This is a genomic window from Clostridium weizhouense (assembly GCF_019431045.1).
GTDB lineage: Bacteria > Bacillota > Clostridia > Clostridiales > Clostridiaceae > Clostridium > Clostridium weizhouense.
This window is the reverse complement of record NZ_JAHXPT010000012.1, coordinates 58,107-74,450: the sequence shown is the minus strand read 5'-3', so window position 1 is coordinate 74,450 and position 16,344 is coordinate 58,107. Positions and strand designations below refer to the sequence as shown.

Sequence of the window (16,344 nt, the reverse complement as noted above, 5' to 3'; positions counted from 1 at the left end):
GGCTACACCATGTACAATGGAAAATTAAAAGTTGAAAATGGATAATTTCAGCATTTGATAGTTCAAAATTTCTGTACTTTCCTATACATAAAAAAATCCCTCTCTTAAAACATTAAGAGACGAATTATCCGCGGTACCACTCTAATTGTATTATTATTTAATAAAGTACTAAACAATAATACCACTTAACTTTTAACGCAAAGTTATTTGCGGTCCACCTTACTTTAAGCATATTTCAGGCGACTTCTCCAAGACTCTTTTCCTATTAATCTATCCATAAGGCTTACACCATCTCCTTACTCGCTTCAGGAATTAATTAAAGTACTCTTCTCTTCTCAGAATTCTTCCATATTAATCTTTATTTATTATACAAATGATAGATAATTTTGTCAATGTAAAAAATTATAAAAATCAGATAAATTCAGCATATTAATTATCTTATAAATGTTGTATAATCTATATTAATATTTAATAAAATAACAATTATCATTAACAATATAAGGAGTTATAAAATGAATAAAATAGGTGTTATTTATATCGGTGCAAATTCTGTTAAATTTACACTGATGAATGTTATGAAAAATGGTTATTATAAAATTATTGGTGAATCCAGTAGTGATATAAAACTAGCTAAAGACTTAGTTGAAGGAGAAAATATATCTGAAGATAAAATTAATGAAACTCTTGCAAATGTGCGTTCATTTAAATCATTATGCAATTTTTCAGATGTAAAAGAAATAATTGCAGTTTCTACTTATTCAATGAAAAATTCAAAAAATTACGATTACCTTTTTAAAAAAATAAAAGAACAATTTGATATAGATGTTACTTTGTTATCTAACGAAGAAGAAATACACTATACCTATTTAGGTGTAACAAGAAGTATGTATGTTAAAAATTCTCTCATTGTAGATGTTTGTGGAGCATGTACACATTTAACATGTGTAAAAGATGGAAAAATCATAGAGAGTACAACTATTCCATTTGGTAGCTTAAATTATACATTTCAATATCATTTAGAAGATAGGGTCTGCTATGAAAACTTAGAAAAATCTATCGTAACTATAAAAAATCTATTAAATGATATTGAATGGTTAAATAATGAAGAATATGATTCTATTATCGCAGTTGGAGGAACAGCTAGAACCCTTTGTCATATGGATAAAGCTAAAAAAAGATATCCTTTTGATATATTGCACAACTATAAATTAAATGATTATGATGTACATAAGATATATAATTTATTAAAATGTAAAGACTTTAGACAAAGATGTCAAATAGATGGCTTAGCTTTAGAAAGAGCCGACTTAATTGTAGGAGGTTTAACAATTCTAGATACAATAATCGAAAATGCTAAATGTGAAGACATCGTAATTTCAGGACGAGGTCTAAGAGAAGGTATAATGTTTGAATATATAGCTAAACATTATAGTCCTATTGATGATATATTAGATTATAATTTAAATGGTATAATTGATTATCTAAATATTAATAAAGCTCATGCCAATCATGTGTTTAATATAACATCTACACTATTTAATGCATTAAAACCAATTCATAAATTAGGTAATGAGTATAATAATGTTTTAAAAACTGCTACATTACTACATGATTCTGGTATAAGTATAGATTATTACCACCATCATAAGCATTCATTTTATGTAATTTTAAACTCAAGCATTAATGGACTTTCTCATAAAGAGTTGTTAATGAGCGCTGCAATTGCTGCTACTTATAATGAAAAAAATAAGATTCCTTTAACGCAATTTTTTTCTATAATAAATAATTTTGATATAAAAGCAATAGATTGTATTAATATACTACTTATGATTGCTGAATATTTAGATACAAACTTTGACAAAGCAGTAAATAAATTAAATATTGATATAAATAAAGATACTATCTTAATAAAATTATCCTCTCATCTAAATATTGATTTTGAAATAAAACAAGTTCTTAAAATCAAAGATAGATTTAAAAATATATATGGTAGAGAATTAAAAGTTATACAGATATAAGTCATACTCCTGAAAATAGCAATTCTATCTGCTAAGCCTATTTTACATTATACTGAGTTAATAGGTTCGTCATGAGGCCAATCTACTTTCTTGCTTAACGGAAACTTTGAACTTGTTATTTTCCTTAATATATCTAAAAAAACTGCAACAAAATCATTAAAATAATTTTGTTGCAGTTCTTTATTTAAAACATACCAAATATAATTGTTGATAACCTCATAAATAGATTTGTTATTAATCCAGATGGAACCGCTATTAATTTTCCCCCAAAAAATATTATAGAAAACAATATTATAATTTGATATTTATATAATTCATTTTCAATTCTATAAAATTTTTGTGGCATTAAATCTCTCAAAATATGAAATCCATCTAGGCCAGGTATTGGAATTAGATTAAATATAAAAAGATTAACATTTATCTGTATAACGAAGATAATCATTACTTGAAGTACCTCTAAAAAAGCTGCTGGCAAAATTCCATATAAATTTCTAACAACTAATCCAATATATAATCCATATATAATAGAAAATACTAAAGCTACTCCTAAATTAGCTAATGGGCCTGCTATACTAACCTTTAAATCATCCTTATAATAATTTTTATATGCAGACGGATTTGTTTGAACTGGTTTAGCCCAACCAAATCTAAATAAAAAAATCATTATTAATCCCATCACATCAATATGTGCAGAGGGATTCAATGTAAGCCTTCCTTGAAATCTAGGAGTCTTATCTCCTAGTTTATCTGCAACTTTGGCATGTGCATATTCATGAAATGTAAACCCAATTAAAATTGCAGGTACTGTTAAAAAAATATTAAGTATTTTATCCATAAATTACTCCTTATCTATTTTAATTTATAAAATATTCTGTTTATTAGATTTATAAAAAATGATGAAACTATCCTTATTATACCTTTATGGCTCTAGGAAAGTTTCATCTAATTTAGATATAATTTAAAATATTATTAAATTTATATATCTTAAAATTTTATTTTTCAATTAAACTAGTATATTGTAATTTTCCATCATTAACAGTAGCTATAAATCTTTCTTTAATTTCAACTAGTTTTCCATCATAAACAGTTTCTTTTCCTGTAGTCAAATTCTTTACTATCCCTTGAAGATTATCATTAATTAAAATTTCACTTTTACTATTAAAGAAAAGATCATTTTCATTGATTACTTGTGTTAAATCTACACTTTTCCATGTAGAAGCATCCTCATCAACAGTTCCATAGATTATTTTTACTATTTTATCATTAGTAAGTTCACCAATGTATATAATATCTTCATTATCAATTCCCAAAAGTGTTAATTGTTTATCAGATTTAATATTTAATTTTTTACCTGGACTTGTTGCATAAAATGTATTATTTAATTTATCCTCATAAATCAATCTATCTACGTGTGGTATTACTTCTATATTTCCGAGAACGTTTGACCTAAGTTCTACCCTAGTAATATCATGATTTATATCTATTCTGTAGACAGTATTCTTCATACCACCTTTATCAATATCAATATAATATACTCCTGTAAGAACAGATACTGCTATTTTTTTCACTTCCATTTTTTGTTCATATCTACAAACTCCACTAACAAAACTTTCATTACCTGTTTTAGCATCATGAGTTACTACTTGTATTTTGTATTCCCCATCCTTCTTTACTTTTTCTGCTATAACTAGTCTATTTCTATCAGAAAGCCATTTATAATTTAAAATTTCTCCTGAATCATTTGTTTTAACCTCAGTATTCTTTCCAGTTTTTGTATCTTCTATGTATAAAACCTTATTTTCATAATAAGTTAAATATTTACCATCATAAGATATTCTAATATCCTGTGCATTTTGAGGAATAGTTGCATTTATATTTTTTGTATTATCTATGTTTGCTTCTATTTTTTTCATTTTAAATTCTGATGAATGCTTAAAAACAAAACTATCTAATAAGAACAATCCAGCAAATTGTAAAACTAGAGATAGCATCGCCCAAGCAATTATTTTTTTAATCACCTTCATATCATTTCTCCTTTTTTACTCTACAATTATTGCTGTTGGTATTGCTCGTTCTCCCAAACTATCTGAAGGAGTATTTACTATATCCCCATTATAGTACATAGTTGTTGATTTACCACCATCTAAATTTATTGCATTAACAGCTCCACATTGATATATAATTTCTTGTGCTTCTTTTAGTGTAGCACCTAAACTATTTACGCTTCTTCCATCTATAACCAATAAAAGTATTGCACCATCTCTTCTTTGTCCTATTACAGTTCTTGGTGCGATTCCCCAGCCACCATCACCTGACATAGGTGTCATCTTACCATTTACAACAAGTGTAGGTGTAAAACTTAGAGCTTCTTGTACCCCCATTTTTCTTAACTGGTTTACAGAATAATTACCAACTATTAATTTTCCTTCTTTTGTCATACCTAATAAATCTGTTTTATTATCTTCTCCCAAATCATTATATACAACTTCTCCTTTGTTCATAATAAGTCCAATAGGTAATCCACCATTCCCTGTCCATTTTGCATTAGAAGATTTATCTGTAAAACCACCACCATTAATTGCAGCTATAGCATTATTATTCTCTGCAATCTGTGATGTTGTTTCTCCTTCTTTCTTCAATTTTGATGTATATCCCACTTTAACTCTTGTAGGGTCTTTTATTATTAAAAGGTATCCTTTATATTTCGGATTATCAATTTCATTTAATTCTATATTTGGATCTTTTATTTTTGGTATTTCAATCTCATCTGTATTTGTATTTTCGCTACTTGCAACTGAAGAACCTCCTAAAATTTCAGCTATTTTTTCATCTGATAAAAACCATTTAGCTAGATATTGATGACTTAATGACGTCATAGCTGCTCCAACATAAGTTCTTTTTGCATTTTCAAAAGGTCCATATAAAAGTACAAAAGGTCCAGTACAAGCTGTAAAAATTATCATAAATATAATGAAAATCACAAGATTTTTTAAAGAAACTCTTTTTTTCTTTCTTTTACCATTATTTTGTCTAGGTTTTACTGGCCTCTTTTTCTTCTTTATGTTTTTATCCATCTATTTGTTCCTTTCTAAGAGTCTTTGTTTTATAAATTTTATTAAGTTTTGACTATCTTCATAATTATATAATATCAATATTTAAAATTCAATAATTATACTAGTAATTATTTTCAATATTCATCTTTTCATACAATATTAATGCAATATTAATATAATATTAATAGAATTATGCTATATTTTATCTAATAAATATAAATTTGTGTTTTTATTTGTATTTATGTTTTAATTAAGTTATTACATTTATGATATTTTGTAGAATTTTTATAAAAAATATATATTTAATTAATAATATCTAATTAGAATCATATATATCATAAATTTTCTATATAAGTTTCTCATAATACTGTTAATTCATATCATTTATAAATATTCTAAGATTTATATTAATTAACAAATTTTATTCGAACTTATATATTTATTTAGTATTAATTTGTTATAGGATTTTTTATAATAATATTAATTAGATACATTAAATTAATGTCAAGGAGATACTTATGGAAAATAAAATTTTAAATAAATTAAAGAATTCTTTAGACTATTTATCTGGAGAGAGTATAAGCTCTGATTTAAATATATCAAGAAGTGCTATTTGGAAACATATAAAGTCATTAAAAAACAAAGGATATATTATAGAAGGTAAATCAAATAAAGGATATAAACTTATATCCTGCCCAGATATATTATCCGCTCAAGAACTTATACCATTATTAAAAACAAATAATTTAATAAAAGACATAAAACATTTTTATGAACTTTCTTCTACTAATCATTCCGCAAAAGAACTAGCTAGAGGAGAAATAAATAATGGAACTTTGATAATAGCTGAAAAACAACTATGCGGTAAAGGGAGATTTGATAGAGAATGGATTTCTCCTTCTAGTGGAATTTGGTTTAGCTTAATATTAAAGCCTAATCTTCCCCCTATGGAAGCTTCTAAAGTAACTCAAATTGCCGCTGCAGCTATATACAAAAGTTTACTTGAATTTGATATTAAAGTTAATATCAAATGGCCAAATGATATATACTTAAATGGGAAAAAAATATGTGGAATATTAACTGAAATGAAATGTGATATGGATAGAATCCATTATTTAATTCTAGGAGTTGGTATCAATGTTAATTTAGAAATTGATGATATTCCTGATGAAATCAAAGATATAGCAACATCTCTTAAGATAGAGTTAAATAAGTCTTTTAAAAGAAGTGATATTCTGGTAAAATTCCTTAATCACTTTGAAATTCTTTATAATAAATTTGTATTGCAAAAAGATATCTCTGAAGTATTATCTATATGTAGAGAAAATTCTAATATAATAAATAAGAAAGCAAAACTAATTACATATAATAAGGAAGAAATTGTAACTTGTCTTTCTTTAACTGATACTGGTGAACTTCTCGTAAAAGATTCTGATGGAAAAGAAAAACTTATAACAAGTGGAGAAATAAGTTTTAGAATTTAATTAAAATTCAAAAAGGTAGAGTCTATTTTTTAACTCTACCTTTTAAATTCCTATAATAATCTTATATTATGTTCAGCACAAATTTTAAGATTTTTTTCATCCCAAGTTGATGCTTGAACTTCTCCTATATGTGCTTTTTTCAAGAAAAACATACATATTCTTGATTGTCCTATTCCACCACCAATTGTATATGGTAGTTCCTGATTAAGTAACATCTTGTGAAAATCAAATTTTTTTCTTTCTTCACAATTAGCAAGCTTAAGTTGTCTTTCTAAAGCTTCTTCATCAACTCTAATTCCCATTGATGAAACTTCAAAAGCTCTATCAAGTACTGGATAATAGAATATTATATCACCATTCATAGCCCAATCATCATAGTCGGGAGATCTTCCATCATGCTTTTCTCCTGATTTTAAAACTCCTCCTATTTGCATTATAAATACAGCACCTTTTTCTTTTGCTATAAGATCTTCTCTTTCTTTTGGAGTTTTATCTGGATACTTATCTTCTAATTCTTGAGTAGTTATAAAGAAAATTTCTTCTGGCAGTATTTTTTCTGCATTTATTAGTTCATTACAAGTAAAATCTTCTACTTCTTTAAAAACATTATATATAGTCTTTACTGTATTTTTTAATGTATCTAAATTTCTATTTGATTTATTTATTATTTTTTCCCAATCCCATTGGTCTACATATATAGAATGAAGATTATCTAATTCTTCATCTCTTCTTATTGCATTCATGTCTGTATATAAACCCTGACCAAGTTCAAATCCATATCTACCTAAACTATATCTTTTCCATTTTGCTAAAGAATGTACTATTTGAACCTCTTTACCAGTTGCCAAAAGATCAAAACTTACTGGTCTTTCACAACCATTTAAATTATCATTCATACCTGTCTCTGGTTCAACAAATAAAGGAGCAGAAACTCTAGTTAAATTTAAATTTTTAGCAAGTACTCTTTCAAAAAGATCTTTAATCTGTTTAATATGAATTTCTGTTTCAATTAATGAAGCCTTGCTTTTATATCCTTCTGGAATAATAAGTCCTTCAATTTTCATTATATTTCCCCCAAATTCCTTTTAAAATTTTACATATTTGTTTTTAATAAAAATAGTCATTAAATGTTTATAAAATTCCTAACTTTACTAAAACTTCCACTTTATTGACTCATTATAATAAAATGAAAATATTTTGTCAAATTTCTTGCGAATTATAAAGTAATATTTTTTTATTATTTATAAATTAATATTTTTCATATGTTCTTTTAAAACTTTTGCTGAATCTTTCAATTTATTTATTTCATCTTTGCTTATCTTAGGTTCTACAGTTCTTACAGCACCATTTCTATTAAGAATAGTTGGAATAGCTAAATATATATCCTTAATCCCATATTCATCATTCATTAATGAAGATACAGTTAATATAGTATTTTCATCTCTTAAAATAGACTCTACAATTTGATTTATTGCTAATCCTATTGCATAATAAGTAGCTTTTTTTCTTGAAATAATTTCATATGCTGCATTTTTAACATCATTTTCAATTACATTTTTTATTTCTTCATCCCATTCCAAAGAAAATTTTTCTGTATACTCTTCAAAACTTTCTCCTGCAATACTTCCAGTACTCCAACTTACAATTTCACTATCACCATGTTCTCCTAAAACATATGCATGAATATTGTTATTATTAACATTTAAATACTTACCAATAACGTATTTTAATCTAGATGTATCAAGAACTGTTCCTGTACCTATTACCCTTTCTTTAGGAAATCCTGATAACTTATATGTTATATATGATAATATGTCAACAGGATTAGATGCAACTAATAATATCGCTTCTGGGCTTGCTGCTGCAAGTTCTGGAATAAAACCTTTGAAAATATTATAATTCTTTTCTATTAAATCTAATCTTGTTTCACCCTCTTTTTGTGCTGCGCCAGCTGTAATTATAATTATATCTGAATTCCTTGTTTCTGCTATACTACCTGCATAAATATTAACTGGTTTAACAAATGAAGTTCCATGAACTAAATCCATTACTTCTCCCATAGCTTTATCCATATTTATATCATATATACAAATTTCTGTAGCGACTCCACTATTCATTAAAGCAAATGCCGCCGTTGAACCTACAAATCCTGCACCTATAATAGATATTTTTCTTTTTCTTTCTTTTACCACAATCTTTCCTCCTAAGCATTCTATATACATATATTATTTTCATATATTTATAAATTATTTACTTTAAATTTTAGTTTATAGATTATATTTATTATTGCTATAATTATATATCCATTGAAAACAAAAATCAATACTATTAGATATTTATTATTATTTATTCCTTTCTTTGAAAAAATATAAAAATGTTATATAATTATCTTTAGGCATTAATAAATATAAAATAATGTTCTATTTTAAAATATAACGTTTATATACTTTAATTTTTACTTAAAATTTTCGTAATAATAACAAAGTTAATAATATTTATATAAGAAATAAAATTACTAAAATGTATTCACTTACTCATCTAGGAGGTTTATAAAAATGAAATTATTATTTTTTGATACAGAAACTACAGGTATTAAACCCGGAAGCATATGTCAATTAAGTTATATAACGGTTGATGCTGACACCAAACCACAAATTACTAAAGGAAAGAATTTCTTTTTTACTGTAGATGAAATGGAGCCATCAGCAGAAAAAGTTCATGGATTTTCTTTAGAAAAACTTTATGAATTATCAGAAGGTCAATATTTTGAAGATTTAGTTCCAGAATTTATAAAAGATTTTTTAGAAGCCGATTTCTTAATTGGCCATAATGTTAATTTTGATATTAAATTTTTAAAACACGAACTTTCTTTATTAGGAGAAAACTTTATTCCAAACCATTCTTTTTGTACTATGGCTCATTATAAAGATATTTGTAAGATTCCAAAAGCAAATGGTGAAATTAAAAATCCTAAATTAGAAGAAGTCATAAATTTTCTTAACATAACAAGTGAACAAATTACAGAAAAATCTAATCAATTATTTAAAGGTAGTGGAAATTATCATGATGCTAGATTTGATACTACTGCCACTTATTTAACAGTAATTGAAGGTCTAAAAAAAGGTTATGTACCTAAAGGATACTTTAGTAACTTGCTTAAAAATAATAAATAATTTTTTATTAAAGCTAAAATATATTAACAGTAGATCCACTTCTTTAATATAATAAAACTATATAGATTCAAATAAGTTTGTTTATTAATAATATAATCTTATTCATAACTATAAAATTCTATTATTTATAATAAATTTATGTAAATTTTATATATGAATTTTAATCAAATGTGATTAATAAGAATTAGAAATTAATATTACAAATGAGGTGAATGTATGCAAAGATATTTTTGTGATATATGTGGTTATATATATGATCCTGAAATAGGTGATTTAGATAATGACATTGAACCTGGAATTAAATTCGAGGATTTACCTGATGATTGGACATGTCCTATATGTAATTTTGAAAAAGAACTATTTTCACTTCAAATATAATTATAACTTTACTGTTAGTTTTCTTATATTAAGTTATACAGATTAAGTTCTTCTTAAGTTTAGATGAATTTTATTTATAAGAATAATTTTTCATCTAAGCCTTAGAAGAACTTATAAAATATATTTGTTATAAATTTTTAATATTTTTTATTTAACTATTAAGATTAATGCTATAGCAATATTAAAAATCATACTTATCTTTCTATAATTTTATTATATTTCTTTACTAGTTCTTTATCCATTGCTGGGACTCCCTCAAGTGGATACTTTAATTTCAAAACATCATATTTATTTTTTCCTAAAAGATGATATGGTAATAATTCAATTTTTTCAACCCCATCAATATTAGATATATATTCTTTAAGTTTTTCTATATGATCTTCTCCATCAGTTAATCCTGGAACAACTACATGTCTAATCCATATTTTAGTTTTTGATTTTTGTACTGACTCTAAAAAATCTAATGATTTATCAATTTCCATTAATGTAACATTTTTATATCCTGCTCTATCATAATGCTTTATATCAAATAAAACTAAATCTGTGTATTTTAAAATCTCATCATAATTTCCAAGTCCAAATCCTGAAGTATCTAAACATGTATGTATCCCTTTTTTCTTACACAATTTTAATGTTTCTAGAAGAAATTCTGGTTGTCTTAATGGTTCCCCTCCTGAAAAGGTAACACCACCATTTGAACTTTGAAAATAAGTTTTATATCTTTCAATCTTTTTAACTAATTCTTCTGAAGTATATTCTACACCTCCATTGTATTCCCATGTATCAGGGTTATGACAATACTTACATCTTAAAGAACATCCTTGTAAAAACACAACCACTCTAATACCTGGTCCATCAACAAGTCCCATAGTTTCTATTGAATGAATTTTCCCTTTAACCATTTTTCCCTCCTAGAATAAAACCCCTGTCAAATAAAAGACAGGGGAATTGTTTTAATATTATATTTAGTATATCAAAAATATCATTATTAATATACATTATTTTTTCTATGTTTTAAAATAGTGTTAGTATTGCAATATAAACATTCACTTAAAACATAGCAATCATTTTTAGTAAGATAATTCACCTAATTTATTTTATAAGATTAAATACTTTCATGGAATGTTCTACTTATAACTTCTAATTGTTGTTCTTTTGATAATCTACTAAAGTTAACTGCATATCCTGAAACTCTTATTGTTAAAGTTGGATATTTCTCTGGATTTTCCATAGCATCAATTAATGTTTGTCTATTAAGTACATTAACATTTAAGTGATGTGCTCCTTGTACAAAATATCCATCTAAAATTGATACTAAATTATTAACTTTTTGTTCTTGATCTTTTCCTAAAGCATCAGGAACGATTGAGAATGTATTAGATACACCATCTTGACATATTCCGTTATATGGTATTTTAGCTACTGAGTTAAGAGATGCCAATGCACCATTTATATCTCTTCCATGCATTGGATTAGCCCCTGGAGCTAAAGGTTCACCTTTCTTTCTTCCATCTGGTGTATTACCTGTTTTCTTACCATACATAACATTAGATGTTATTGTAAGTGCTGATAATGTATGATGTGCCCCTCTATATAAAGGATGCTTTTTAAGTTCAGAAGAGAACTTAGTAACTAAAGCTACACCTAAATCATCTGCTCTATCATCATCATTTCCGTATTTAGGGAAGTCACCTTCCACTTCAAAATCTATAGCAATTCCTTCTTCATTTCTTATCGGTTTAACTTTTGCATATTTTATAGCTGATAAAGAATCTATTGCTACTGAAAGACCTGCAATACCAAATGCCATTAATCTTTCTACTGCTGTATCATGAAGAGCCATTTGACTTGCTTCATAAGCATATTTATCATGCATAAAATGAATTATATTCATTGTATCTACATATACTTTAGCAACATATTCTAAAACTTTATCATAGTTTTCCTTAACTTTATTAAAGTCAAGAACTTCTTCATCTGTAAGCTTTTCAATTCCTGGCACTACTTTAATGCCTTTTAATTCATCTACTCCACCATTTATAGCATATAATAATGACTTAGCTATATTACATCTCGCACCAAAGAATTGCATTTGTTTACCAACCTTCATAGCTGACACACAGCAAGCTATAGCATAATCGTCTCCATATATAGGTCTCATAACTTCATCATTTTCATATTGTATTGAATCTGTTTTTATTGAAATCTCTGCACAATATTTCTTAAAGCTTTCAGGTAATTTATCTGACCATAAAACTGTTAAGTTTGGCTCAGCTGATGTTCCTAAATTAATTAAAGTGTGTAGATATCTAAATGAATTCTTTGTTACAAGTGGTTTACCATTTATACCTATACCACCTATTGATTCAGTTACCCAAGTTGGATCTCCACCAAATAATTCATTATATTCAGGAGTTCTTAAGTGTCTAACTAATCTTAATTTAATTATAAGTTGATCAACTAACTCTTGAGCTTCTTTTTCTGTGATTATACCAGCTTCTAAATCTCTTTCTATATAAATATCAAGAAAAGTCGAAGTTCTTCCAAATGATGTAGCTGCCCCATTGTTTTCTTTAATTCCAGCTAGATATCCAAGATATAAAGCCTGTACAGCATCTTTTGCTGTTCCAGCTGGTTTTGAAATATCACATCCATATTTAGCTGCCATAGATTTTATAGCATTTAGTGCTCTTATTTGTTCAGAAACTTCTTCTCTTTTTCTTACTAATTCATCAAGCATGTCTCCTTGCAAATTATCTAAATCTTTTTTCTTTTCTTCTATTAAATAATCTACCCCATAAAGTGCTATTCTTCTATAGTCCCCTATTATTCTTCCTCTACCATAAGCATCTGGAAGGCCAGTTAACAGTCCTGCTGTTCTTGCAAGTCTTATTTCATTTGAGTAAGCATCAAAAACTCCTTCATTATGAGTTTTTCTATATTTTGAAAAATGTTCTTTAATATCTTTGTCTAATTCATATCCATATTCTTCTAGAGAAGTTTTTACCATTCTTATTCCACCAAATGGATTTACTATTCTTTTAAGTGGAGCATCAGTTTGAAGCCCTACTATTACCTCGTTATCTTTATCTATGTAACCAGGTTCATAATTATCAATTCCTGACACCCTGTCAGTTGCAACATCAATTATCCCTTTTTTAACCTCTTCAACAATTAATGCATATGCTTTTTCCCATACTTTATCAGTTCTTTCAGTAGTTCCTTCTAAAAAACTTGAATCACCTTCATACAAACTATAATTCTTTTGTATAAAGTTTCTAACATCAATACCTTCCTGCCAAGTACCTTCTTTAAAACCTTCCCATTGTTTAAACATATTTTTCCTCCTTTATACTCATTGCTTAGAAAAAGACTTTGTTAAATCTTTCTCAATATAATTTTAATATAAAAAACTTTATTTGAAAAGCTTTTTTTATTTTTACCATATAACGGGCATTTTTACCCAAATTTTTGAAATATCTTATTTCTTGAAATTTTATTCATTGATATTTTTCTTATATTTCCAATAAAACTTCGTTAATTTTTTCTCAATTTTTTCTTATATGGACTATATATTGACATTATATATCAATTGATTTTTATTTTCAATATTTTTATTAAGTATTTATTAAATTTTCATTTCTTATAGTTTAACCTAAAACTATTTTTTTATATTTTAAGCAATTAATCAAATTCTTTATTTCACAATAAAATTATTATAGTATTAAAAAATAATTACAATAGTATGATTTTTTAATAGTCAACATAACAAAAATGAATCTATTAGCTAATGATATTGATATTTTAAAATATATCCAAATAATAAAAAAGATTGTTTCAAATTTTGAAACAACTTTTTTTATTAATATTAATTCATCTGATTATTTTGCTCCATATTGCTCATAATAATCATCAATTCTTGATTTAATTTCATCATTGATAATTATTCTTCCATTTACTTCTTTATTATATAGATATTCTATAACTTCCTTCATTGTAACTATAGCACAAGTCTTAAATCCAAATTTTTCTTTTATTTCAGTTAATGCTGATTTTTCTCCTTGACCTCTTTCCATTCTATCAACTGATATTATAAGTCCTGTTACTAAAACTTTACCTTGTTCATTTAGTATAGGCATAGTTTCATATATTGAAGTTCCTGCTGTTGTTACATCTTCAACTATTAAAATCTTATCTCCATTACTTATTTTACTTCCTAAAAGTATTCCCTTGTCTCCATGATCTTTAACTTCTTTTCTATTTGAACAATAGTTAACATCTATTCCATACATATCTGATAATGCTATTGTAGTTGTAACACTTAAAGGAATTCCTTTATATGCTGGTCCAAACACTATATTATAATCTTCTTTAAAGTTTTCTTTAATAGCTTTTGCATAAAATTCTCCTAATCTCTTAAGCTGACTTCCTGTTTTATAATTTCCTGTATTCACAAAGAAAGGAGTCTTTCTTCCACTCTTAGTAACAAAATCTCCAAAAGTTAATACTCCACACTCTATCATAAATTCTATAAATTCTTTCTTATATGCTTGCATTTATAATTCCTCCTATACTATCCCTACTATTTCATTGATATCTTTTATTCCTTCAGATTTGCAGAAAGCTTCCATTTCTTCTATAATCTCTTTACCTGCCATTGGATTTGCAAAATTTATTGTTCCTATTTGAATTGCTCTAGCTCCTGCCATCATAAATTCTATAGCATCTTTTCCTGTAGATATTCCCCCTAATCCCACAACTGGTATAGTTACAGCCTTAGATACTTCATGTACCATTCTTAATGCTATAGGTTTTACTGCCGGCCCTGAAAGTCCTGCATAAATATTATTAAATATTGGTTTTCTTTTATAAATATCTATAGCAAACCCCTTTAATGTATTTATTAAACTTAATGAATCTGCACCTGCTTCTTGACATTTAACAGCCATATCAACTATATCTTCTGCATTTGGTGATAGTTTAACCATAAGTGGCTTTTTAGATATTTTCTTAATTTCACTAACAAAATCATATGCTACCTTTGATTTAATTCCGTAAGCCATTCCTCCAGCTTTTACATTTGGACATGATATATTAAGCTCTATTATCTGAACAGATGTATCATTCAATTTTTCAATAGCTTTAGCATAATCTTCAAAACATCCTCCGCCAACATTAGCTAAAATATTAGTTCCTAGCTTTTGCATTTCAGGTAGTTCATGCTCTATAAATCCATCTATTCCTGGATTTTGTAACCCTACTGAATTCATCATTCCAGAAGGTGTTTCATATACTCTCATTCCATCATTTCCTGGTTTTACATTTAAAGTTAACCCTTTAGATGATATTCCCCCTAACATTCCCACATCATAAAAATTGTTATATTCAGCACCAAAACCAAAGGTACCTGAAGCTGCTATAACTGGATTTTTAAAATCTACACCATTTATATTTACTTTTAACATAACTTCTATCCCCCTGATTCTATAACTCTACATAATATCCATCAAATACTGGACCATCTTTGCAAGTTCTTTTATTGCCATCCTTTGTTTTGCAAGTACAAACTAAGCAAGCACCAACTCCACATGCCATATGTTTTTCCATTGAAACAAATACTCTTACATTCTTTTCCTTACAAATTTTAGCAACCTTTTTCATCATTATTTCAGGTCCACAACATAAAACCATGTCATATTCTTCTACTTTTAATATATCTGTAACAAATCCCTTATGTCCATGCTTACCAGTATTAGTTGTAAGCTCTACCTTATTTGCATATTTTGATAACTCCTCTACTAAATACACTTCATCTCTATATCCAGCATATACATCTATAATTCCCTCTTTATTCTTTTCTCTAAGTCTTTTAGAAACTTCAACCATAGGTGCAGTTCCAATTCCTCCTGCAATTATAGCTACTTTTCCTAAGTCTTCTTCTAAATTGAATCCATTTCCTAAAGGCCCTGTAAGATTTATATATTCTCCTTGTTTCAATTTAGAAAACTCTTCTGTTCCTTTCCCAACTACTGCATAAACAAAGGTTATTTTATTTCCATCTTTTTCGCATATACTTATAGGTCTTGGAAGTAATGTTTGCCCATTAAGCTTTAACATATAAAACTGCCCTGCTTTTATATCATTCTCATCTTCACATACCATTTTATATATATTATCAACTACTTTTTCATTCGAAATTACTTTTGATTCTCTATATGTTATACTCATGTTCTTCCTC

Annotated in this window: 14 protein-coding genes and 1 other annotated feature; of the genes, 4 read left to right on the top strand and 10 right to left on the bottom strand. The window is 26.6% G+C overall.

Going from position 1 to position 16,344, the window contains the following annotated elements; genetic code table 11:
• Positions 1-112: 112 nt before the first annotated feature.
• Positions 113-346, bottom strand: a binding site (T-box leader).
• A 166-nt stretch (positions 347-512) separates the two neighbouring features.
• Positions 513-2,018: a Ppx/GppA phosphatase family protein gene (locus KYD98_RS14215; RefSeq protein ID WP_219780708.1), complete on the top strand. Its 1,506-nt coding sequence runs from the start codon at positions 513-515 to the stop codon at positions 2,016-2,018.
• A gap of 184 nt (positions 2,019-2,202) precedes the next feature.
• On the opposite strand, the gene KYD98_RS14210 is transcribed toward KYD98_RS14215, so the two are convergent.
• The 3 genes from KYD98_RS14210 to KYD98_RS14200 all read right to left on the bottom strand — a co-directional run bounded on the left by KYD98_RS14210 (position 2,203) and on the right by KYD98_RS14200 (position 5,092).
• Entirely contained in the window at positions 2,203-2,853 is a 651-nt protein-coding gene (locus tag KYD98_RS14210) for a site-2 protease family protein (RefSeq protein WP_219780707.1), read from the bottom strand.
• Between the two features lie 157 nt (positions 2,854-3,010).
• Positions 3,011-4,042, bottom strand: coding sequence for a dipeptidyl-peptidase IV (locus KYD98_RS14205; protein ID WP_219780706.1), 1,032 nt, complete (start codon positions 4,040-4,042; stop codon positions 3,011-3,013).
• Positions 4,043-4,057: 15 nt separating this feature from the next.
• Positions 4,058-5,092 (bottom strand): phosphodiester glycosidase family protein, encoded by a 1,035-nt coding sequence (locus tag KYD98_RS14200; RefSeq protein ID WP_219780705.1) that lies wholly within the window; start codon positions 5,090-5,092, stop codon positions 4,058-4,060.
• A 497-nt stretch (positions 5,093-5,589) separates the two neighbouring features.
• Between KYD98_RS14200 and KYD98_RS14195 the strand changes: the two genes are divergently transcribed.
• Positions 5,590-6,555: a biotin--[acetyl-CoA-carboxylase] ligase gene (locus tag KYD98_RS14195; RefSeq protein ID WP_219780704.1), complete on the top strand. Its 966-nt coding sequence runs from the start codon at positions 5,590-5,592 to the stop codon at positions 6,553-6,555.
• A gap of 50 nt (positions 6,556-6,605) precedes the next feature.
• On the opposite strand, the gene asnA is transcribed toward KYD98_RS14195, so the two are convergent.
• Together asnA and KYD98_RS14185 are read right to left on the bottom strand one after the other, a co-directional pair.
• A complete protein-coding gene (gene asnA / locus KYD98_RS14190) occupies positions 6,606-7,613 on the bottom strand; it encodes an aspartate--ammonia ligase (protein ID WP_308462460.1) in 1,008 nt (335 codons plus the stop codon).
• A gap of 183 nt (positions 7,614-7,796) precedes the next feature.
• Complete coding sequence (locus KYD98_RS14185; RefSeq protein WP_219780702.1) at positions 7,797-8,777, bottom strand: L-lactate dehydrogenase; 981 nt, start codon at positions 8,775-8,777, stop codon at positions 7,797-7,799.
• 333 nt (positions 8,778-9,110) lie between these two features.
• On the opposite strand from KYD98_RS14185, the gene KYD98_RS14180 reads away from it, so the two are divergent.
• Positions 9,111-9,728, top strand: coding sequence for a 3'-5' exonuclease (locus tag KYD98_RS14180; protein WP_219780701.1), 618 nt, complete (start codon positions 9,111-9,113; stop codon positions 9,726-9,728).
• Positions 9,729-9,944: 216 nt separating this feature from the next.
• Positions 9,945-10,106 (top strand): rubredoxin, encoded by a 162-nt coding sequence (locus tag KYD98_RS14175; RefSeq protein ID WP_219780700.1) that lies wholly within the window; start codon positions 9,945-9,947, stop codon positions 10,104-10,106.
• A gap of 194 nt (positions 10,107-10,300) precedes the next feature.
• Here the strand turns inward: KYD98_RS14175 and pflA are convergent, their stop codons facing one another.
• The 5 genes from pflA to KYD98_RS14150 form a co-directional block, all read right to left on the bottom strand.
• Positions 10,301-11,008, bottom strand: coding sequence for a pyruvate formate-lyase-activating protein (pflA, locus tag KYD98_RS14170; RefSeq protein ID WP_219780699.1), 708 nt, complete (start codon positions 11,006-11,008; stop codon positions 10,301-10,303).
• A gap of 203 nt (positions 11,009-11,211) precedes the next feature.
• Positions 11,212-13,443 carry a formate C-acetyltransferase gene (pflB, locus tag KYD98_RS14165; RefSeq protein WP_219780698.1) on the bottom strand — a complete coding sequence of 744 codons (2,232 nt, stop codon included), beginning with the start codon at positions 13,441-13,443 and terminating at the stop codon, positions 11,212-11,214.
• Between the two features lie 544 nt (positions 13,444-13,987).
• The gene (pyrE, locus tag KYD98_RS14160; protein ID WP_219780697.1) at positions 13,988-14,662 is read right to left on the bottom strand and encodes an orotate phosphoribosyltransferase; all 675 of its coding nucleotides are present in this window, start codon (positions 14,660-14,662) and stop codon (positions 13,988-13,990) included.
• 12 nt (positions 14,663-14,674) lie between these two features.
• Positions 14,675-15,571: a dihydroorotate dehydrogenase gene (locus tag KYD98_RS14155; protein WP_219780696.1), complete on the bottom strand. Its 897-nt coding sequence runs from the start codon at positions 15,569-15,571 to the stop codon at positions 14,675-14,677.
• 19 nt (positions 15,572-15,590) lie between these two features.
• Positions 15,591-16,334: a dihydroorotate dehydrogenase electron transfer subunit gene (locus KYD98_RS14150; RefSeq protein WP_219780695.1), complete on the bottom strand. Its 744-nt coding sequence runs from the start codon at positions 16,332-16,334 to the stop codon at positions 15,591-15,593.
• Positions 16,335-16,344 lie beyond the last annotated feature (10 nt).